9 protein-coding genes are annotated in these 24,167 nt (G+C 43.1%); 3 read left to right on the plus strand and 6 right to left on the minus strand.

Annotation, left to right across the window (positions count from 1 at the left end; all coding sequences use genetic code 11):
* Window positions 1-11 precede the first annotated feature (11 nt).
* Window positions 12-2,210 (minus strand): TonB-dependent receptor, encoded by a 2,199-nt coding sequence (locus ACTUJY_RS02755; RefSeq protein WP_463614522.1) that lies wholly within the window; start codon window positions 2,208-2,210, stop codon window positions 12-14.
* 187 nt (window positions 2,211-2,397) lie between these two features.
* Window positions 2,398-4,026, minus strand: coding sequence for a CocE/NonD family hydrolase (locus ACTUJY_RS02760; RefSeq protein WP_463614523.1), 1,629 nt, complete (start codon window positions 4,024-4,026; stop codon window positions 2,398-2,400).
* Window positions 4,027-4,551: 525 nt separating this feature from the next.
* On the opposite strand from ACTUJY_RS02760, the gene ACTUJY_RS02765 reads away from it, so the two are divergent.
* From ACTUJY_RS02765 to ACTUJY_RS02775, 3 genes are all read left to right on the plus strand, one after another.
* Complete coding sequence (locus ACTUJY_RS02765) at window positions 4,552-7,650, plus strand: di-heme oxidoredictase family protein (RefSeq protein ID WP_463614524.1); 3,099 nt, start codon at window positions 4,552-4,554, stop codon at window positions 7,648-7,650.
* A gap of 366 nt (window positions 7,651-8,016) precedes the next feature.
* A complete protein-coding gene (locus ACTUJY_RS02770) occupies window positions 8,017-9,159 on the plus strand; it encodes an acetyltransferase domain-containing protein (RefSeq protein WP_463614525.1) in 1,143 nt (380 codons plus the stop codon).
* Between the two features lie 90 nt (window positions 9,160-9,249).
* The gene (locus tag ACTUJY_RS02775; RefSeq protein WP_463614526.1) at window positions 9,250-11,091 is read left to right on the plus strand and encodes a hypothetical protein; all 1,842 of its coding nucleotides are present in this window, start codon (window positions 9,250-9,252) and stop codon (window positions 11,089-11,091) included.
* Window positions 11,092-11,134: 43 nt separating this feature from the next.
* Here ACTUJY_RS02775 and ACTUJY_RS02780 read toward each other — a convergent pair whose 3' ends face one another.
* The 4 genes from ACTUJY_RS02780 to ACTUJY_RS02795 all read right to left on the minus strand — a co-directional run bounded on the left by ACTUJY_RS02780 (window position 11,135) and on the right by ACTUJY_RS02795 (window position 23,832).
* Complete coding sequence (locus tag ACTUJY_RS02780; protein WP_463614527.1) at window positions 11,135-12,673, minus strand: AbgT family transporter; 1,539 nt, start codon at window positions 12,671-12,673, stop codon at window positions 11,135-11,137.
* 145 nt (window positions 12,674-12,818) lie between these two features.
* Window positions 12,819-13,598, minus strand: coding sequence for an MBL fold metallo-hydrolase (locus tag ACTUJY_RS02785; protein ID WP_463614528.1), 780 nt, complete (start codon window positions 13,596-13,598; stop codon window positions 12,819-12,821).
* Between the two features lie 182 nt (window positions 13,599-13,780).
* Window positions 13,781-14,170, minus strand: a complete 390-nt coding sequence (locus ACTUJY_RS02790; protein ID WP_463614529.1) for a hypothetical protein — start codon at window positions 14,168-14,170, stop codon at window positions 13,781-13,783.
* A 614-nt stretch (window positions 14,171-14,784) separates the two neighbouring features.
* Entirely contained in the window at window positions 14,785-23,832 is a 9,048-nt protein-coding gene (locus tag ACTUJY_RS02795) for an RHS repeat-associated core domain-containing protein (RefSeq protein WP_463614530.1), read from the minus strand.
* Window positions 23,833-24,167: the final 335 nt, after the last annotated feature.

Genomic DNA, 24,167 nt, shown 5'->3' on the forward strand with positions numbered 1-24,167 from the left:
ATAAATCCTTTTTAAAACTTAGTATGAAAACTCAACTCTATCGTTCGAGGTGGACCTATAGCAATTTGATTGGGATAGAAGATATCGCCCCAAGGCGCATAATCTTGATCGAACACATTTCGAATGTTTAAAGCGACTCTCGAGTTAAATCCGGTTTCGTAAGCCACAAACACATTGGCCAATGCGTATTCCTTTAATACGACAGAGTTTTCAAAGTTGACAAATCGATCACTGACATAACGAATACCACCACCAATTTCGATCGGATAATCCCAAATATAATTATTGCTAAACCAAACATTCGCCACCCATTCTGGCACATTAGGTGGTGTATTTTGTGACGCATTAACACCAAAGTCTGGATCGACAAATTTACCGTACTTTGCATCCGTATACGCAATGTTGCCGCCCACTCGAGCGTCTGAAGAAAATTTATGTGACAATGCAAACTCGATACCTTGTGAAGACTGCTCTCCCGAGTTACCAACCGTATCGTGCGTTACTAACAATAAAATATTACTGCGCTTAATATCAAAAAGGGCACCGGTAAATTCAGTCGTTCGGCCACTGGAAATGTATTTCATTCCGCCTTCGTATTGTCGAATATCACTGTAATCGAAGTTTTCATTGGCATTAACTAAAAGCGTATTCGATCCAACGGGATCATGGCCTGTACTCCACTGAGCATAGATCGAGAGGTTATTGGTCAACCGGAAATTGGTCGCCAAACGGTGTGATGTAGGCTTTAATGTTCGAGAAAAACTGTCTTCCGCAATATAGTCTCCATTCACATCAAAGTTGTCTCTCGTTAATTGAATTTTTTCAGCTCGAATACCCCATAACCAAGTCCAATCTTTTGAAACCCACATCATATCTTCAAGTATTAGAGCGAATACCTTGATTTCGGTCGGACTGGCTCTTTTATCTAACGGACCAAAAGCACCCCGACTGGGCATAAAAGGATCGACACTGTCCCCGTCCGGAAATCCTCTCTCTCTTAAAAAATCCGTTTGACTTACATCAACACCCAAATACAACTCGTTGTCCATTTTACCAATATCAAGCTTCCACGTTGAATCGAATTGAAACCCGTAAAGATCATGATCATGAAAAACAAAAAATCGATCCCGATCGATTTGCTGTGTATCCGAGTTAAAAACATAACTTTCCGCATTTTGCCAAGCTCTTCGGGCATGGAAGTGATACAACTGAAGCTTCACTTCGTTGTCATTATCTAATGTCCAACGATTCAGCAGACGACTCCAAAGGTGCTTCGAGTCGGAACGTTGGTCAAACACATTGTAATTATTGAACCGCATTTGCTCGTCTAAGACACGCCCATCGTTCGTTTCAATTACGCCACGAATTGGGTTACGAGCAAATGACGCGGGTACCAGAGGTGTGCCCCAATAAGCCGGTAAATCATCTTTTAAATAATCAAAACTTAATAAAGTTTCGAAATTTTCCGTGTGTCGATTTAATAATGAAAAAGTCATATTCAACGAACTGGAACGCGTATTGTCTACCCAGCCATTTGATGTGGCTCGATTCAAGTCCACACGTAACGCAGAGCTTTCTTTCAGCGAGTGATTAACACCCAACGCCCACTCGTTGGTATTGTAGGTCGCATTGGACCCAAACAATTCGGTTGTCGTCCCTCCGGTGAGCTCGGGTTTTTTAGTAATCATATTGATCACACCTGAAGCGGTACCTGCTCCGTATTTGAGTGTGGATGGACCTTTTAATATTTCGATGCTTTTCAAATTAAACGTATTTTGAGGACGCATTGTCATTGAAGCAGGCCCTGTTCGAATACCATCTCTGAGGATGATCACAGAATCCCGTATAAACCCTCTCATTGAAAAGCTTGAAGGTTCCGCGGGTGACTCGCCTGAAATAACGCCGACTAAATTCTCGGCGGCTTCGGTCACACTTTTTAAACCTCGAGCTCGTGTTGTTTTGCTGGTGATAATATCGATGGACAAAGGCAGCTCCAATGCACTCACTGAAAATGGATTGCCGGTTTCAGGAACTTCATCGAGTTTGAGTTGACGAACAGCGGCACCGGTCACTCTCACGGCCAACAACTCTTCCAAAGTCATATTAAATAAATCTTGAGACTTATCTTTCTTGACCTCTTCAAGCGTACGCTCCGAAGCAATGACATAATGTGAAAACACAAATAAAAACCACAAGAAGCAGTGGCGCATAATCATAATCACCAATATTTAATGTTTAAGGTTTATTGAATGAAGCTAAAAGCAGTATAGTCAAAAAAGTCGGAGAACGTGGCGGGATTAAGACAACAGCTCTAATCTATATCATTGATACAAAAGCGTAATTTTTACCTATTTACAAACGTTATAAGCACTATTGCCATCCTTGGCCGTGTTAATTTTACCTCACAGGAATCTCGAGTTTAGATACAAGAGATTTTGAAAATTTAAACTCCAAGGTATACGGCAACAACGTAGGTACGGCGTACAAAAGATCGAAAGTATCAATCGCTACGGCAATTCGATGACCCGCTGGAACATTGTATGCGGTAGCAACCAAGTCCCAATTCACTTGTTGCGTTTCAAACACTTTTGCATCGTGGCGAGTAACCGGCCCATGCGTGATCAACCGCGCCATTCCATTAGGAGAAACATCATACAGGTAGGCATTCATTTGAAACTTCGAGTATGAAGGCTTCACTTGCACTTGCAATTTCGGAATGCCCCGAATTTTGAGTTCGCGATTTAAGGGCTCACCTTCAAATACAATGCCATTTACCCGGCTAATACTGGCAAGAGGCACCGTGACTGGAACATCGAGATGCGCATCAAGCAGTTGCGATAAAATAGGAATGCCCGTCGTCGCCAAGGTATCCAACCCACTGATGATCACGTCAGTTTTTCTCCACCAAGGCTTATAAGGTGAGCTCCTCAATTCGCCATTAGAAAACAAACCACGATCCGCCAGATAATACGTTTGATTGCTTACCGAAGGACTTGGCCAACTGTCGAATAAGTCTCGTGAATCTTCATTCGCCAGCTTCATAGTGGTTGAAGGTTCGTCCATAATGCCAGTGTCTTCACCCTTTAACCAATAATCAAACCAACGATGTGTATTCGTCCAGGTATAATTCTGTAACCCAATTAAACCAAACCCTTCTGCTGAAGCGTGGGTTCCTTGATTCAAGTCCAAACGTTTTGGACCGGTCAATTGCTGATAAAACTGAATCAGGTTGTTGGGTTGGAAAAGATTATCACCAAAGCTGTTTGCAAGATAAACCGGTGCTTGCCGATCGTTTATCGCTTGTACAAGAGGACCTACTGAGCGCTCTTCAGCCCATTCGATCACTTCCGGAATATCTTGATGAGTGATTAAATTCCAATAGTTTTGCGGAATCGACGCTTCCAGATTGGCCGTAATCAGTCCGCTGGTTACTAATAAAAACCCCCAGAACATACGCGGCGTTTCAAATTGATACAACGCCTGTTCTAACGATGCCCAAGTACTCATAGCTACCGCTGTTTTTAAGCGTGGCTCCAACGCTAATCCTACCGTTGCAATCCCAGAGCCATAAGAAATACCACTGATTCCGATATTATTAACATCTACCTGAGTATTGCTTTCTAACCAATCGATGATAGCACTCAAGTCGGCCATGTCTTTTTCGCCGGCCACATTAACCTCTCCAGAGGAGCATCCCCAACCTCGAGCGCTGTAACTAAAAACCAGATAACCTTTTTCCGCAAAAGATTTTGCCTGCACGATGTACTCATGCTCATCAAGCACCCAGCTGTTTACAAAAATTATGGCTGGATACCCAGCATTCCCAGGAGAAATTTTTGGCGTAAACAAGTTGCCTGCAATGGTTACACCGTCGTAGGAAGTGACTTCGATACTGTCATCAAATTCATACCGCTCGGACTCGGGTAACTGAATTTCAAAACAGATTTGAGCTTGTGCGGAAAAAGAAAAAAGCAGCAACCAGACAACACAACTGAGTCGCACAACACGTGTGATAAATGTTTTCATGGCATTGGTCCTGTAGTGGATTGTTTTTGTTGTTCGTATTTTATCCAACCACATATCGGAGGTCTGATCATCTTACCAGATGAGATTTTTATAAATTCTTTTTTTTCTGAGATTATTTTGTTTCAAACACCCAGCTACCTTATTGTTTTTATTACATTATTTTTATCTTGGTCGTTCACTTTTAATTTTTTTCACAAAAAACAAAATGTGCAAGTGCAATATGAAACCGGAAAACCCAGCAGCGAGGAAATTGGGATAAATCAAAGCGGTACTCGCAGAACGGCAGGAAGAATGGACCCAAATTAACACTCCACTGCTCTTTAAAAGTTGACAAAAAAACGATTCAGACTTAACTTTGTAAGCGCTTTCATAACACACCTCATGTTTAACGCGTTAAAGAGCCCAATACACAAAATCGTTCCAGTTTAGAGGTTCACATCGCATTCCAAAACTAAGGTGTCCGTGTTCACCCTGAGCCGGTAGTCGTTGGTTAAGAACAGTTCAGAAAGATAAAGGAGAAAACCAATGCATCGCAGGGCCGTATCGACTAAATGTAAGCCTTCATTCTTGAGCATCACATTATTGGGTTTATGCATTTCTATTTGGAGTTTTACACCGCTTCACGCCGACCTGTTACTCGAAGCTGAAAACTATCAACGTTATTTTGATACGACGCCAGGAAATGCAGGCGGAGCATTTCGCACCGATAACGTTGATATTGAGCCCACATTGGATCAAGGAGGTGGCTTTAATGTCGGTTGGACCGACAGCGGAGAATGGCTGGCGTTCGATTTTGAAAGCGTGGCTGGAACCTACCAGCTGATATCGCGAGTCGCCTCTTTACCCGGAAATGCTCACTATCGCATTTTAGTGGACAACCAATTAATCGCCTCAGACACTGTCGCTTCCACAGGAGGTTGGCAAAACTTTGAAACGCACACGTTAGCGCAAATCCAGCTAACCGAAGGCAGTCATACATTACAAATCGCAATAGACGGCGGAGAATTCAATTTAAACTGGATCCAATTATTAAAACATGACGATGATGACGGCGATGGTGTTTTAAACGAGCAAGATCAATGCAGCGACACACCACCGAATACACCAGTGGATAACCATGGTTGCCCAAACAATGCCGACACCTATGGTATTGAAAATCCGCAAGCCAATAGCATCCAATTTTATGTTGAGAGCGAGCAATGGGCGATTGTGCATTACCAAATTAATCAGCAACCACAGCAAAATATTACCATGTCCAATAATAATGGTCGCAATACGTTGCTTCTCGAACACTTAAATGACGGGGATCTTATTAATTACAACTTTACTTATTGGGATGTAGCCATTAATGGAGCCAAAGATACACCTCTGTCTCAATACACACATCATTTCGATTCCACACCGTCAGACAGCGACAATGATGGTGTATTTGATGACGATGACGAGTGCCCGAACACAGCACCTAATACACCGGTTAACAGTGTTGGCTGTCCTCAAAGTGAACCTGATAGCGATGGTGATGGTATAGCAGATGCACAAGATGCATGCCCTAACACACCTTCAGGCACACCTGTTGATGAACAAGGGTGTCCTCACGACACGGATCTCGACAGTGATGGGGATGGCGTTACAGACGACATCGATTTATGCGCAAATACGGCTAGCGGTGTTGCCGTCGATCAAAATGGCTGTCCCATCAATTCTCTGGGTGAAATAGTGCCACTTTATGACGCGTCTACACCATTAGAACCCGCCATCACTTACGATCGGGGTGATGCATTAGTAACCCGTTTTTCCGATCGCGCGCGCGATCGACACGCAAAAGAAAACCACTTTCAAGCTTACGATCATTACCTCGCGTTTTACTGGGAAAACCGGACTGCAAGTATTGAAATCGTTGATTACATTGCCAAGGGTGGTGATCGGATTCGTATGAATGTCACTACGCAAAGCAAACTACGAAGCCGTGAAGCAGAAAACCGTTGGTTTTATCTAGGCACCGGAACACTGGCCCACTACTGTGACAATTTATCCATGAACGAGATCGATACAACGCACTACTGGCGAGAAGGCACCTACAACTGTCGCGAAGGTCGCCCCATTCAAATCGGTGACAAAATCGAATTTGAAATCAGTCAGTTTCTAGATGAAACAACGTTACCCAGAGGCCGCGCAAACTATTACGGAACCACCTATTTATATATTGTTGGACAAGGCTTAGTGCCTTGGGATGTTACGGACAAAGAGGTTTTTCAAGCGGGGAAGCTTTATCAACGAGATTCCATTCCCGTACCCGAAGAGGCTCGACTTGGAGGTGATACAACATTGCACGTACAAATGACTGCGGAACCCGATGGTCACTTTCAACAAATGGCCAACAACATAGGTTATGACAATGGACAGCCGTTTGTATTAGGTCGTAGAGTGCATCACTCATCGTTTGTCGATGGTTCGCACGATGAACATTCAGAAAATGGCGTTTTCGATGTCGCTGTGAATAAAGCCGGCCCACTTTACATCGAGTCGCGGTGCTCTAGTTGCCATGTAAGAAATGGGCGCGCAAAAGTTTTGGACGTGGGAACGCCATTAAAACATTGGGTTTTTAAAGTGGGAGACGCATTAGGCAACCCACACCCGAAATTAGGTCGTGTTTTACAAACTGCGGCGGTTCCAGAAACGCAGAGTGAAGGAAACGTTTTCATTTCTCATTACTCCGTTCACAATGGATTACGCAAACCCCATTACCAGTTCAGTGACACAACGCCAGAAACGTTTTCTGCCCGTCTTGCACCGCAATTAAATGGACTTGGTTTACTCGAAGCCATTCCGGAACAAGCCATTTTAAATCTTGCTGATGAAACCGATCGGAATGGTGACGGCATTTCTGGTAAGCCACAAATGGTCTTCGATCCATTAACCGGTGAAACGCGACTTGGACGATTTGGCTACAAAGCAGCAACCAGTTCCTTAAAACATCAAATTGCGGCAGCTTTTAATACGGATATGGGTGTCATGACGTCGTTGCTACCGACACCAGATTGTGGAAGTGAGCAGCAAAATTGCGGGAACATCGGCAGTGAGCTGGACGATCACCACCTTGAAAACTTAGTCAAATACATTGCGTTGTTGGGCGTAAGACCACAGCGTAACTACAACGATGATGCCGTGGTACGAGGCAAAACGGTTTTCCGTCAAATTGGCTGTAATGGTTGTCATGTCGAAACGTTCCAAACCATTGCCTACCATCCTTTCGCAGAATTGCGTAACCAAACAATACACCCCTATACCGACTTACTGCTTCACGACATGGGAGAAGGACTGGCCGACACACTCGGAGAAGGAGAAGCATCAGGTAGTGAATGGCGCACTGCTCCATTGTGGGGGCTCGGTCTTTCGGCTTGCGTTACGGGTGGAGTCGCTGGACAACGCGGGTGGGATGCATTCGGCCTAGATGGCCATGAGTACTGTACTCCACACCACAATTACTTGCACGATGGTCGTGCCAGAACCATTGATGAAGCCATTCTATGGCATGGTGGCGAAGCGCAAAACGCCAGAGACTCTTATCGCTCTCTTCCCGAAAACGAAAAAGACGATCTCCTCCAATTTTTGCAATCGCTTTAGTATGAGCCCGGAGCTTTAAAGGATTAAAGCTCCTGAATTAACTGAACAAACAGTGCAACGAGCGCTGATTTACCTTTCATTGAGACGATTCAATTTTGCGGTGCAAAACTGTATAATTTCGAATCAATTTACGAAATTGCAGTACTCCATGTTAAAACAATGTTTTTTATTTCTATTATTCTCGTTGCATGCAAAACGCTTTACGCACAAGCAATAAGTCCTTAAGTATTCACGACTTTCTCAAAGGCCCCTTCTTTTTGCTTTGTTTGTCTTACTTTTTGAGATAAACCTTCATTAATTTTTACCAAGTAATTTTATTTCATTTAAAGTATCAGAAAATTTTTAAAGAAATAAAAAGAGACACCTGTGAGCGAAAAAGTAAAGCGATTACAGCACATCGATTTAATGCGCGGCTTAGTGATTATTCTTATGGCGCTCGACCATACCAGAAACTACTGGGGCATCACTCAGTTTGATCCTACAGATTTATCGCAAACCACCCCAGAGCTTTTTTTAACGCGATGGGTCACCCACCTATGCGCACCTGTTTTCGTATTTTTAAGTGGCGTTAGTATCTGCTTATACGGCAATAAAATTCAATCGAAAAAGGCACTGACTCAATATCTGTTGAGTCGTGGTTTCTGGTTGGTTCTACTTGAATTAACGATTGTTAACTTTTCGTGGAATTTCGACTTGGGCAACTTTTTTGTACTTCAAGTTATTTGGGTGCTTGGCGTTTCCATGATAATCATGGCAGCACTCATCTGGTTACCAAAGTTCTGGGTAACATTGATGGCTATAGCCATTTTACTCGGGCACAACGCCTTAGATAATCTTCAGATTGCAAATACCAGTGATTTGCATTGGTTTTGGTCTTTTCTCCACCAAAGCAGTTTACATAAAATCACCGAACAACTCTCCGTTTATGTCGCCTACCCTTTACTACCATGGGTCGGCTTAATGGCTTTCGGTTATGTCACGGCGCCTTGGGTTGCAAATGCAGAAAGTAAACAGCTACTGCATGCCGGTTTGTTACTGATCTCTGTTTTTGTGTTTTTGCGATATTTTAATATTTACGGAGAACCCATTCATTGGGATACGCAGGACCAAGGCATTATTTACAGTGCTTTATCGTTTATCAACCTTAATAAATATCCGCCTTCTTTACTTTATTTAATGGCGACATTAGGCGTAAGCAGTTTGATCATGGCCAAAATACAAAACTGGCCAATTTTTATAAAAAATATTTTACTCATTTTCGGTCGAGTACCTTTGTTTTTCTATCTGATTCATATCGCAATAATCCATGCCTCTTTGCACGTTTGGTACTTTCTTATCAACCAGAGCCAGTATCACCACAACTTACACATTGTCCCGCCGGATTTTTCACCCAGTTTAGTGAAAACGTACATTGCATGGTTAATTCTTATAGGATTGCTGTATCTACCTTGCCGTTGGTTTTACCTGCTAAAATCTCAAAACAATAATAGATGGTTAAAATATTTATAGATCGACTCTGATTGCGAGCATCCATTTTTATTTTTGCGGCTCTTTCCACTATGTTTAATGATACTGAAATAAACATAGTGGAAGTATGCCATGCGATCGATCACTCTATTACTGCTGTTATTAAGCACACTTTTACTCAACGCCTGCGGTAACTCCTCCAGTTACGGTTCATCGAATTATTCACCTACAACCGGTTCATTACAGATCACCGTATCCGGATTACCCGATGGTAGTGACGCAAACGTTACGGTAACGGGCCCTGGGAACTATAGCCAATTGGTGACCGAATCAATAACACTGGAACAATTGACACCAGGCTCATACACCGTTACAACAGAGAATGTTTTAGCCGATACGGAAACTTATGGCTCTTCGAATGCGAGTCAATCCGTTACCGTTACGGCGGGACAAACCGCTTCAGCGACGGTCGAGTACGCGGTTTTAGGTTTTAATAAACAAACAACGTTTCCAAAAGGGTTAGCGGTAACCTCACCAACCGAAACGGTCACTGACATTCCACCTTTACTTTCGAAACTCACTCAACCGCTATCGGTGAATTGGACGACCGCCTATGCCGACGCTGTGAACAGGATCAATGAGTTACTCAATGGAACACTAGCGGTAAACGATGCGTTTACACCTAATTTATTTTTTCAATCGGGCGTTAATGCGAATTGCTATGGTCCCAACCTGCTCTACCAAGACCACCCGGATGGTGCCATTCCAAATTCCGGTGAGTTACCTGGTGGCGATTTAATGATTTGGTTAGAAACCGATACGGCAAGCGGACATACTTGTTCGGCGGCTCAGCTCAATGCTCGGCTCCAAGGTGTTCGAAACCAATCGTTTGCCGCATTAATGGGTTTGGCAAGCATGCTTTACCTTGCGGATGCAAACAGTTATCCACGCCCAAGTTCAGGCGATACATTAGACTTAACCGATGAAATGAATGATGCGGGCATTTCAGGAGTCACATTCAGCTCCGCAAGCTTAATGCGCGTGAGTGATTCGGAATGGCAATATGAACAAAGTTACGATTATACCGAAGGCTCAAACACTTATGCGATTACGGTTTCCATGAACCATATCACCGCGTCCAGTGAATTTAACTTTGAAGGATTACTGCAATTTTCGGTCACCGGAGACAGCTCAGTCTTTGGCGGCGGAAATTGCCCAGACAGTGATAGAACTCTGAACGGTAGCCTTGCTTATTCACGCAGCAGCGAAACGGTGCTCGCCTTTCAAAGTCGAACCGCAATCTTGTGTGGTCCAGATGTGGAAGGTTTTGTGACCGATTCAATGGCTGCCGATTTTGGACAAGTCGATCCGAGTAATCGTTACGACGCAACCAGCAACCCCGATGGTTGGAGTGAAAACTTTAATTTATTTGGCGCAGAAATGGATCCAACAACATTAGAAGGAAGTTATGCCTATGTTTGGCAAGCCGGCGTGGGAGACAGTCACACTCGTACTTTTTTAATGGGGGTGAATTATCATGAAACAGGTGGTACCGGTCCGTTGGACGGCGAAGCCTACGCTGGATTTGGTGATCCCATTCAGTCAACCGATGGCAACATTCAAGGCATGATCTGCAATTGGGCAGGCCCGAACAACAGCCATACTTTGCAGCCATTCGCGCAACGACAATTTTTCTCGTTAGATGAAGTGAGTGGAGTTTTTAATACACCTACCGGTGGTAACGATATTACTTACGCCCCAACCAATAGCTGCGAATACGACGGTATGGGAAGCTTTATTTACGATACGGATTTAGATAACGACTTAAGCGATGAAAGCGCATCGCCGGCGATTACCGAAGACTTACTCAATGCGTTTGATTTAGATAGCGACGGCACACCAACCATACCCGAGGCCATTGAAAACAGAGGCTATACTTTACCGACTATACCGGGTAATTTCCCAGGTACGTAAAGGCGTTTGGCCACTCACCCAGGCAGGTGAGTGGCCCTTGTTTTTAACTGGGATAAACGTAGCTTGATTGCAGCCCTAACGGAATACCAATCCACCAGTAAATCAATAAAAAGATACTCCAACCAACAAACAGTGCCACACTGTAAGGCAACATCAATGAAATGACGGTACCGATACCGGTATCTTTAACATAGCGTTGGCAATAAACCACAACCAAAGGAAAGTAAGGCATTAACGGCGTAATAATATTTGAGGTTGAGTCGCCCACACGATAAGCCGCCTGTGTTAAGTCGGGAGAAATACCTAACTGCATCAACATAGGCACAAAAATGGGCGCTAATAATCCCCACTTTGCCGAGCTGGAACCAACAAATAAATTAACCACACCCGTTAAAACGATAATACCGACAATCGTTACGGCACTTGGCAGTTGTAAGGCTTTTAATAATTCAGCGCCTTCTATTGCCATTAATGCACCAATGTTTGATTTACCAAACGCATCGATAAACAACGCACAGAAAAATGCCATAACGATGTAGTAAGCCATCGAGTTCATCGACTTACTCATCGCATTGATCATATCTTTGCTGCTTTTAAAACTTCCGACCAAATAGCCGTATACAACACCGGGAATAATGAACAATAAGAAAATAAGCGGTACGATGGACTGCATGAGCGGCGCGCCAAAGTTCGATAATTCACCATTCTCAGCTCTTAGCGGTGAATCCGACGGATAAGCGGCAAAAAATAGCAGCACTAATCCTAAAATCATGACTAAAGATGCCGCTAAAAAACTTCGCTTTTCTTTGCTGGTAATTTCGTCAAACGTGGGATGATCATCGTCATCCATTTCAACTTTGGTCGAAGCCAGTTTAGGCTCAATGATTTTATCGGTGATGTACCACCCGATTAAAACAATTAAAATGCTCGAGGCCGAAGTAAAAAACCAGTTGTTGAGCGGGTTAATTTGCATATCGGCTTGAATAATTTGTGCACCACTTTGCGTAAAGCTCTGTAATAGCGGATCGATTCCTGAAGGAATAAAATTGGCACTAAATCCGCCGCTTACACCCGCAAATGCAGCCGCAATACCCGCAACAGGATGACGCCCCATTGCGTAATAAATAATTCCAGCAAGAGGAATGACAAGAACGTATCCAGCATCGGTTGCAGTATGGCTCACAATCGCAATTAAAATAACCGAAGGGGTAAGCAAAGCTTGCGGTGTCACTTTGAGCATCAATTTTAAACCAGCATTAATAAAGCCCGAGTGTTCTGCGACACCAACACCTAACATAGCCACTAACACAACCCCCAACGGTGCAAATCCGGTAAAGGTTTTAACCATACCCGCTAAAAACGCAGCTAATGCATCGCCTGTTAATAAGTTATTTACAACAATGGGGTTACCGGTTCGAGGATCTAATGCTTCAAAGGACACTTGAGAAAGTATTGCAGACAATACCCAAATAATTACCATTGAAATAAGAAAAATCATGGCGGGATCGGGTAGCTTGTTTCCCGCCCGTTCTACGCCATTGAGTATTCGCATAATCAGTGACTGTTTGGTCAACTCAGACATCGACTCTCCTAAATTATTTTTATACTAACGGTGAAAAATGGGCACTAAGGTGCCATTTTTTAAGGGTTTAAGCAAATTTTTTGTCAATGAGCGCTTTAAGGGAACATCCATAACCAGCTCAATACGATTCGGAACACTAGAGTCTCTAGCTCAGCGCTTGCTTGAACTTTATTTTGATCGATCGCCAATGCGTTAACGGGACGTTAGGCGCTTTATTGAGCAATTCAGCGTAATCTTCATCCGAAAGTTGAACCTCCCCACCGTGTGCCAAAATAACCGAATGACTTTTCATCGACTGAATTTTATTTAAAGACATACGATAGCGATTTGGGTGAAATATAGGAAATGGCGGAATAAACTGCCCTCTTACTTTAACAATTAAATCCGCAACATAGGTTTTCTGACTGGGTAAATGATGCAGTGATAAATCTCGATCGGTGTGGCCTTGCGTAAAATGCGCTTGCCACTCTTCAAAACCGGGAATGACGTCTAAATCATTCAACCGAACGTCTGGCTTTAATTTTGCCGAATACCAAAGGTTTTTGAAAGGCTTGCCTTTTCGCTTGGCAACCCATCGCGCCAAAGCAATATCCGTTAAGTGCATTAATGTTCCATCAAACCCCGAATACCATTGCCCTTTCACATTACTGGCAGCGATTTTACAACCGGTTAAACGTCTTAACTTATGAGCGGCGCCAGCGTGATCCGGGTGCATATGAGTCACAATCACTAAAGCAAGGTCAGAAAATGAACGGCCCAGCTCTTGAGTTATGAAATGTTGAATCACATCGATATCCGCTCGGCAGCAGCCATCGAGTAACATGAATTGATTATCGCTTTCAGCAAGATAAATGGACTGGATGTAACCGGGTAACTCGTATAGCTTCATCGACGAGTTATCGAGATTTATGACGTTTACTTTCATTGATGCTTTCGGATATTGCTAGATGAGGTCGATTATGCGCTAAGAGAGGTGACAGATCAACTGGTCGGACCATGAAGATTGAGTCGCTTAATTTCTATTTAACCGCCATTCCTTCATTTCGGTTATTTAACGCTTGCTGAGACACTTCCGCGTCCCAGCGCAATGTCACAATAAAAGAAAGTCTACTCACTCCAATGAACGATGATAAAGTCCATCATGACGGAATAATCGTCATTAAAAATTTTAACGGGTGTTTCACTGCTGAATGCACAGTCACCATAACCCAAATAAACGTTTGCATGGTTTTCTAAACCCCATGACACTAAATCCAGTATTTGAGTATCATTCCACTCTACGCCAGTGTAGTGCGTGTTCCGCAACTCATCGATAAGAGCGTTGAGCGGCAAGTTATCGTTAATCCCAACATTATAAAAACCATAATAACAATAGCTCGAATTGGGTGAATCCAAATTGCTGTGCAATAACATTTCAAATTCACGTTCGTCCGAAGTATCAAAATTGCACGCTTCAATATTACTGACGTTTACCAATCCACTAAAACTTCCACTCACATTTTCTTCTGTTGCACAAGACAGGTCATTTGAAAATGATAATGAACAAAAAACTGAAAAAACGAAGACGAAAAAAACATTTTTTTTCATAACAGTACCTTGAATAAAATGAATAACGGATATTCGACACTAACAACGAGAGCCAAACCCAAACGATAAAATCCATAGCGGATAATACGAGCCGCACATTACAGAAACTTTTCGAAAAGAACAAATCTCTTATTGTGATTGAACTGATTTTCATTTCAATACGTTATCCATTGCCTTTTGACTGACAACGATTGACTCAAAGAAACCTATAAAAAGTATTATTGGTTCAAGGTATTTGGAGATTGGGCAACTTGATAATATTGAATTAATTTTGAACTGAAAAATTAGGCTAATAACGATTTATTGTCATTACCAACTCGTTAAGAGGATAGTGTGGATAATGGGTAAATGTCACGACGCCGATCAACGAAAAACATCGTGACATTTGAAAAGAGCAACCGTAATTGCGTTCTAAGTAATCGAAGTCCATCGCAATAATTACGGAATCGATTACTTATAACGCTTATGTTTCGCATCGCACTGAAAACAAAAAAATCCTCAATACGTGTCCTTTGAACCAGTCACTAGTTGCCACCTAATCGATTCAACTGTTGAATAACCGATTGCGATCGATTCGTTACTCCAGTTCTTATCGGCCGACTTGACCAAGCACTGTTTAAAAATTGCCAAAGCCCATGATCTGATACACCCGGTGGCGCGCTTGGGTTGTAAAGCCAACCCGGATGCGCATGGCGATAAGCTCTATCAATCGCTTGTTGGCCGCGTCCGAAATACACGTAATTATTTGTTTCTGAGCTTATAACGGAATACCGAGTGACCCATTGACCATCGATTAATTGAGTATCAAAGCTGAGAGTTACTGTAACTTCCAAGTACGCCAATCCGCCTCCCGCACCATCATAAAAATAGACACTGTAAGTTTCAGCAGTAATTCCCTTGAGTGGCGAGCCATCATGGTATGCAGACCTATTAATTAATTTTACGCCTTGTGAAGTCTCGGCGAGTTCTCGTAGCCTTTTATAGGTTACATTTTTTTCGCCATTGAGTTCCCTAAAAATAACTTTGTCTTTCTTTATGTGCATTTCGTGATTAAACGCTTGTACAAACGCTGCCGTTACCGCACCGTTAGCAAACTTACCACCCGTTAACGCCGATGCGGTCCCTCCAACAACGGCGGCAGCAGAAATTCTTGCGGCTCGTGCTGCCACACCCACTCCTTTTATCAGTCCGATACCTCCACTGGCCAGCTGCGTTAACCCTGCACTTGCAAAACCGTGCCCAAATTTTCCTCCTTGCAAAACGCTCATTACTCCGCCACTCACTCCATGAGCGGCGGCTTTCGCAATATAAAGTCCGAGCCCTGCAGCACTTTTAAAAATTTCACCGATACCAAACGTTACAACTGCACTCATGGCACCAAAAAGAGCCCCCTTTAACGTACCCGTATTAATGTATCCTGCAAGCGCTCCGGCCAGAAATACCGATGCCCCTCCAGTAAAAGGCGCTAAAACAACACCAACTACCGTAACCACAAGAGACAATATAGGACGCCAATACTTCTTAAAAAAGTTACCGATGGCTTTGAAAAAGTATCCGCTCGGGTCAGTCATACTGAGGGGGTTATTCAAAACATAACTGTAACGATTAAAGGCTTGTAAATTGTCAGCGCTTTGAATGTTTGGATCCGCTTGTAAAAATCGTCCCAAAGTCGAATCGTAAATCCGACCGTTCATATGAATAAGGCCCACTTCATCCAGATGTTCATGTCCGGTAAAGCCACGCGAAGTGATGAGTTCCGTAACTCGGTAGGAAGACTGCTGAGCCGTAGTCAGAGGATTCCAGCTGTTAAAATTGCGTCGAGCACCAAAGGCATCAAAGCTGAACTCATCGACAATATTTTGATCATCGTCGGTAACGATACTGATTGAACCCAAATGGTCTTTGTGCAAATAGTGAGTTTGATGATCAATTAAAATACCCTGATTGTTATAGCGATAAATATTCAAGACATCACCGCCAATATAACGCTTGTATTCAACCTCTCCGTTGGACAAATACACCACTTCGGAGCGACCGACAAAATGTCGAGTTGATGTTCCTTCGCTCGATCGATCTACCCGTTCGTAACGTGTTCGCGTCGGTGAGTATTTAAACTCAGTTGTATGTGTGTTTTTTGTTATAGAGGCAGGTTTATTAAATGGCGTATAGGTCAAGATACGTCCATCACCTGAAGTCATATTCCCGTTATTGTCGTATTGAAATTGCTTTGTACCGTTCGATCCACTAATTGCCGTAACCGCATGAGGACCGGCACCGTTTTGACCATAAGTGTAATGCCCCACATCCGATTTGTAGGTGATGTTTCCAAGATCATCGTAGGCAATGGTTTGAGTATTCCCTTGAGAAGTGGTCGCTTGAGTTAAGCGGTTCAGATCATCATAAACAAACGACTCAGACAATTGCTTATTACCACTAAAATCCTCTCGATAAGTTAAATTACCCAAAGCATCAAATTGATAGGCCATATTTTGGATAATGCCATCGTCACTTACAATAGAACTGATTCTGCCCGTATGGTTTTCATGTGTACGATTTATTGCAACGCCATTCCCCAGTAACTTCCGTTCGATTTGTCCCCTCGCGGTCATGGATAGAATACGAAAGTAGCGCTTACCGCTTAAGGCTTCTTCTTGCTCGTATAAATAGCCAAACCGATTGTAGTGATATTGAATACCGATACGACTATCGACCACATCAAAATATTGAAACTTCCGATTGAATTGATCGTAGGTGACTTCTTCGGTATAGGTTTTAGTAGCGATTTGACTGGTCGAGCCAATCGGCCGGGCAAAATTATCGTAATGATACGTTTTTAAATAATTCGAAACGATATCTTCCTCTGAGGAAAGCGTACCTATTTTCTCCGCATCGTAGTGCCAGCGCGCATCCGCAGCTAACTGGCCACTGGCGCTGAGATCCACTCGTCGTATTAACCGTCCTAGCGCATCATAATAATTGCGACTGACTTGGTTTTTTGCATCCCTTTGTTGAACCAGTTCATTCAAAGCATTGTAGTCGTACATCCATTGACCTTTATTTTGATCGTCCATTGCATATTTTCTTCCGAGTCGATCGTAAAAAATATGAGTGATGTTACCATGATCATCAATCACTCTTTTCGGTTTACCAAATACATTAAACTCCGTTTGGATTTGGTTACCCAATGTGTCTGAGACTTGAACAATTTCACCCAAAGCGTTTCTTAATTCTATTTTCTCCTGATTTAAGCTGTTTCGATAAATGACTCTAAACCCGTCATACTCGGTTGTAGAAATATTGTTATCTGGCAATCGAACACGCGTCATTCGTCCCAAAATATCGTAATTAAATAGACTCCAATAAGCAGTTTCATCCTCGTAATAAGGTTCGCTTTTCCGCTTCACTCGCCCCAATCCGTCGTATTCAACATCCACATGAACCATGCGGCCATCAAAACCGGTTGTCACTTGCCGAATCTCTCGACCAAGTGCATCAACATAGCTGAATACGGTTGGATTGCCAGCGCTTTCACGTTCTACTCGATAAACAGCCGATGCCGGACACTCTATGTTTGTGCACAATCGTTTAGTGATTTTCGAGTACTCTCCTGTACTGGTTCGACTAAAGTATTGCCCTCCTAATTTGTCGTAAGCGATGTCGGTCGTTACACCATGAATATCGATTGTTTGCGTAGGACCAAACAGTCCAATACGGGTAACATTAAGTGTACGTTGATTAAGTGCATTATACGTTTCCAATGTGTAACGCCCATTATCATCGTAAACATTGGTGCTGAAGCGATTAATAAAATAGGGATTACTTGGATCCTGCTCATTACTCTCACCGCAATTAACAACATGCAAACTGCACTGGCTGACACGTTGTTTATTACCATAAGCATCGTACTGATGCACTGTCGTAAGTTTTTCGGATTCACTACCCTTTGGTTCGAATACCTCTTCAATTAACAGTCCATTATTGGGGTCATAAGCAAAAGAAGTTGTGATCTCACGATGGCTTAAATTTCTCCGCATATGCGTGACTTTCGACTCGGTGAGTCGACCTAAGTACCAGTTGTCAATGTCGTCTGTGTAAGTATTTTCGGTAATTTTTTGTGCTTGCACATAACCATTACTGTCTTGTGTTACAACACGCGAGTAAACGGTATTTCCGTATACGTCATTTTCAAAAGTCGTGGTGACTTGCTTTAACTTTGTTCCATCTAGAGAAAAGCTCACTTCTTTCGTTTTAATAATATGAGGCCTCACAACATTAACGTTCGGCGGCATAGGAACACCCGTATACGTTTCATGACCTTTAAAATAATTGTTAGCGGTACTCAACAACACCGCATTTTCTGGAATTTGGGGTTGTGAACAAGCCAAACTTTCACCGATACAAATACTCGGAGAACAATCTTCATCGCAATAAGATACTGGCGGCTGTAATAGTCCGTCCAACGTGTGGGTGTAGTTGTTCCCCAACCAAACGACCTCTGTTTTTTCAGGCATACCTATGAATGGAAAGTCCTGACGATACGTCGTGGTCGTTAATATTTTGGTTTGAACATCCAGCGAGCTGACTTCATGAAATCCAAGAAATCCTCGGCCACCACTTTGTACTTTTGCACCACGGTATCGATAAGTTACACTACTTACCGCATCAGGGTTGATGGCACCCAATTTAAATGCTTCTACCTTGGGCGCCGTAGAACTGACAGAAGCTACAACGTATAAGGGTACAGCAATATCGGTTACTAATGAGCAGCGCCATAGGCATCGGTCGTTTTGAGGATCAATTTTTTCTTTGGTATATACGTTTGGATCCGTCAAAGGTTTGTATCTCACTTCCGTTTTACTCGATAATCCATTATCCACTCTAATAATTCGATCATGTGCAAGTTCACTCGAACGAGCTTTACGGGTGATTAATTTATTTTCACTTTTATCTAAACGAACATGATCAGCAACACCATCACCTGTAAAGTCGATAAAAAACTGAATGTCTTGGGTGAGGTCTCCGATGCTAATGTAGGTATTGGTTTCGTACGTATCGAAATCATTGTGTTGATCCCCCTGCCAAATGCGAACCATCCAGCTATTTTCTCCGGGATACACAATATCAAGCAGGCCATCGTGATTGTAATCGATCAGTTCCAAACGATTATTATCGTTCGGTAATATACCTATAGAGCCGGACAATCCCGAACCTGTTCCAGAAGAAAGCCAGAAGTACCAACGATCACCATTTTTGTATATAACGTCTGAAAAACCATCCGCGTTAAAGTCCACTACTTTGATATGTTCAATGTCCATATCATTTGCGCTACTGCTTGCAACTGATGTCATTTCGCTGAGTGTTAAACTGCCATTCGATGTAAATACGGACCAATAGTATTGTGTCGTCGATGAGCCACCACTACCTTCGCAAGGCTCGATGACTGCATTAGGTTGAAGAGTCTTTTTGACATCACAACTTCCACCAGAATTATCATCCCAGGTTTTAATGACCTTTGCTAAAACATCAACATGCCCATCTCCGTTAAAGTCGCCAGGTTGTGGTACAAATTGTTGCGAAACGGTCGCGTGGTCGGCCGAGTGTTCGTTTAGTCGAAAAGTTAAGCTTTGACTGTTTGAAAAATTTCCGTGTTCGGTTTGTTCTTTTAACTTCAACCGACCGTTTTCAGGATGTAAAATATCGGCCAAGCCATCGCCATTAAAATCCACAAAGTGAGTGAATTGAGCGGCTTTTTGGTAAAATGAATCCGAAGCACCCTTAGATACGCGATGTATTTTCTTTTGTTCCAAATAATCGGTAAGTTCTGTACCATCGGACTGATTCAGCCACCATTCGTATTGAACATCCGTATAATCGGCCAAAAATCGACGCGAATAAATCACATCACCTAAACCATCGCCATTCGCATCTAAACTCCTCGTAGATACAATTCCCTCTTGTAAGTGCAACAAAAAGTCATCACGATTCCATCCCCAGCGCCAACTGTTATCATAATTTGCATCCTCAATGAAACGTTCACCATCGGAAATCATCGTCCGTTGATAGGCAGCGCGATCACCGTTGTCGTAAAAATAAACCAGATCCTGTATGCCATTTCCATCAATATCAACAGGCATCGCATGAATCGGGTTGTTTTTTAGCAATGCCTGATGTCTAGCAGATTCAAACCCCGAATATTTGGTTTGCCACTCAAAAACAACGGGGCTAAAGCAAGCAGTCTGCGCAACGTCGTTGCACTCTTGAATGGACGTAAGCCGTGCTCTTTTTCTGTCGATAGGGTAATCGTAAGAAAGGTGGTAAGAACGATAAGCTCGATTTTTATCGTAACTATTGATCGATACCAATCGTTTGTTCAACGTATGTTTAGAGCCAGCTAAAAAACGTATTGGCCGATCAGTACGTAGCTCATCATAAATAAACTCAACATAATTGTAAGGCGATTGACTTCCCTCCCCAATTTTACCGGTATAATCGATTCGCGAAATATAAAACTCACCAGTGGGTGTGTTTTCGATGTATTGAAAATCGATATAATTGCCAACATTGTCAGAAAATCGGTTGATCGCCCAGGCTAATGCTGGCTTTGAAGAATCAATGTGACCGTTTCGGTTTGCTTCAATAAACGAATCTTCCGTTAATCCGTATTCACTTACCGAACCATCTTTTCGCCAGACTTTAAAGTAAGCAGGCCCACCCTTTACATTGCCAAACGATTTTATTCGAGCAAAACTATCGATTTCCGTTCGATACTCTGCTCCGTCTTTTCCATATACCCCGGCATGCAGCATGAGTCGCTGTCCATCCAAACAAAACCGATCGTTGTCATCTAATTGAATGCTACGATTCACTTCATCTTGTTCAAAAGTTTTCGGGCATCGAGAGATCGCAGAGAGACCACTGAGCGACCACCCCACACCGATGACACCGTTTCCTAGATGACTGTTGTAATTAAGCGATAATGTAGGCGCAACACCAGCAGTACCTGTAGGTATGGTTAATGGTATTTGATACGTTGCCGCCCCCGATTCATCGACACGAAATACACCCTGAGTAGCACCCACTTGCTCAGAGAAAATATCGACTGGAGGAATGGGTTCGATATGCGGCGCAGGCGCTGGTTCGGGGCTGTCGTATTCGAACGAAACATCCACCGGCCCACCTACCTTAAAGTTTCCACAACCTTGATTGTTGCACGCCTGAACGCGATAACTGAATTCACCCCGAGCGGCTTTGTTCAATGGCTTACTGAGATCGGTTCCTTGGTAAACTAATTGCCAATCATTCAGTTCGCCAGATTCTTCTAATCGATATTCCGTCACTTCATTATGTTCACCGTCTAGTGGCGAAGTCCAAGAAATCAAGTAAGACTGACCCGCATTGTTAGGTACATTGATAGATTGTGGTGCTCCAGGTGCTCTCAATGCCACTTGAGTAACAGCAGGTGTTGATAGGCTACTGCATTCACTCCGTTCATTACACGCAGATACACTAAACGAATAACTTCCATTTGTTGACAACGACACGTTAAAGCTCAGAGCGGGCCCTTCGTAAAGTAAACGCGGTCGAGTTGCCGTTCCCATTTCTTCTAAGCAGTTTTCACCAAGACACTCAAAACGTTGAAACAGCCGATAAGAAACGGCATTATCTTGTTCAGTCCATTGAACATTAAAATCACCCGTAATGCTTGAACTCGGCGAAGAAACCGTTGGAGAATCGGGTATCAACATTACATCAACCGCATGCGATAAACTTCGATAACCGCTGCACCCGGAATCATTACAGGCCCGAACACGGTAAAAATATTGATTGTTGGTTTTACTGTGCAAATATTTTAGTTGAGCAAGTCCACTATAAATCGGTGAACTGCCCCATTGATTACCGACTTTTTCGAAAAGCTCGTAGCGTGAGACGGTGCCTTCTGAATTTCCCCATCCGATGGTGTAATCCCCTGAAGCGTTCATTGATGGACCTGAAATGGATTTTGGAATTCCTGGAAGATTGAGAACACGAACGCTTGAACTTTCTTTATAGGCACCACAACCGGTTGAGTTACATCCCCTTACTTTATAGGTGTACGATCCGTCGCTTTTTAATGTCACCGATTTTGATAAACCATTTCCTGAAAATAGCGAGTTCCATGAACCGCTATTTTTTCGCTCAAGCAGCTCATATCTATTCACTACGCCCGTTGCTTCGCTCCATGAAATGGTATAGCTACCCGTTGCGTTTGACGAAGGAACATTGATGGAAGCCGGCTCACCAGGAACCGGAGTATAAACCGTTAGAATTGAAGACAGTTTATAAGCGCCGCAACCAGAGCTGTTGCAGGCCCTTACCCGATAGTAATAAGAGCCATTGGCTTTGTTTGTAAAAGACTTACTTTTACCACTACCGCTGTATTTTTGTCGCCATTGGCCGCAGCCAATCACTTTCCCATAATGTTCAGATGAGGTATTGTTTTTAGATACGTCACACGGTACTTGTTCGTACTCTTGCAATTCATAAAACGACACTCGTCCACTGGCGTCTCCCCAGCTAACGGTATAGTTGCCGGTATCGTTAGAGCCAGGCACGTTAATGTGCGCTGGTATACCCGGTACATTTAAAACATCGAAAGCAGTACCGGCTCTATAACTGCTGCATCCTGAATTGTTACACCCTCGAACTCTGTAATTGTAGGTACCATCACCACGGCCGCTTACGCTTTTAGCTCGTGCCGTTCCACTGTATATTTTCGTCCACCCACTACTTCCTTTCTTTTCAAACAGTTCATAGCGCGAAACCGCACCATTTGAAACTCCCCAACTGATGGTATAACTGCCATCACTTTGCGTCCCCGTTGGGATCGAAAGAGAGCCCGGAACTCCGGGTACCAATAACACAGAAAAATAGGAACTGGTTTTATAACTTCCACAACCATTCGCATTACACGCCCGAACTCGGTATCGATAACGACCATTTCCTCGTGGTGATAAGCTTTTTGACCGACTTGAACCGCTGTACACCTTGTTCCAACTACCATCGTTTTTCTGCTCGTAAAGCTCGTATCGTGTCACCGTGCCACTGGCAACTCCCCAACTGATGGTATAGGACCCTGTTTTGTTCGAAGCAGGAACCGAAATAGTGCTTGGTGTACCAGGAGGCGGCTCGACAACCGTTACTGTAACAACGCCGCTGGTTTTGTATGCACTGCACCCTGCTGTATTACAACTACGAACTCTATACCGGTAGCTGCCACTGTTTCGTCCAGACAACGAGGTATTCACGTTGGGACCATCGTATACTTTTATCCATGAACTTGAATTTTTTTGTTCAAATAGCTGATACGTTGCTCCAAACTTCGACATTGACCAACCAATTGAATAACTCCCCGTATTACTGGTTGCCGGAACAATAATGGCAAGCGGCGTTGTGGGAGGGTAGCTGCTTCCGCCATCCTCGACGATTATTTTATCGGCAGTCACTTGCTCTAATTTTATTGGGCTAGCAAAAACTTTCGGTAATAAACTCACTGCCGTAAAAATCATAATCCAAAATAGCGGTTTATAATTCACTTCTATCCCCTAACTTTATATTTATTTTTGAAAACCTGAGGTCAGGCATTGTCGGTTACTCAAACCTTACAAAAAAATACAGAGAAAAAAGTTCGGAAAAGATTAAAAAAAGCTTAAGTTAAGTATTAGGCCAACACTAACTCATTGAACACAAAGCTTTTTTAGTTTTTCAAAGTGAATGGGCTGGAATGGGTAATCACAATCGCAACTTGTTCATTTTTCAATCAAATCGTACCAAATCAGCGCTTTTGCCTCATTTGCTCAAAAATGCTCAACCGAAAAAAGTCACAAGTCGACAGAAACTCGGGGCAAATCCACTGAAAAAATAAACGAAA

Source organism: Pleionea sp. WD8-19 (assembly GCF_055326765.1).

Coding starts and splice junctions, on each gene's coding strand:
- ACTUJY_RS02755 (WP_463614522.1), bottom strand. CDS start 2,210: ATGCGCCACTGCTTCTTGTGGTTTTTATTTGTGTTTTCACATTATGTC.
- ACTUJY_RS02760 (WP_463614523.1), bottom strand. CDS start 4,026: ATGAAAACATTTATCACACGTGTTGTGCGACTCAGTTGTGTTGTCTGG.
- ACTUJY_RS02765 (WP_463614524.1), top strand. CDS start 4,552: ATGCATCGCAGGGCCGTATCGACTAAATGTAAGCCTTCATTCTTGAGC.
- ACTUJY_RS02775 (WP_463614526.1), top strand. CDS start 9,250: ATGCGATCGATCACTCTATTACTGCTGTTATTAAGCACACTTTTACTC.
- ACTUJY_RS02780 (WP_463614527.1), bottom strand. CDS start 12,673: ATGTCTGAGTTGACCAAACAGTCACTGATTATGCGAATACTCAATGGC.
- ACTUJY_RS02785 (WP_463614528.1), bottom strand. CDS start 13,598: ATGAAAGTAAACGTCATAAATCTCGATAACTCGTCGATGAAGCTATAC.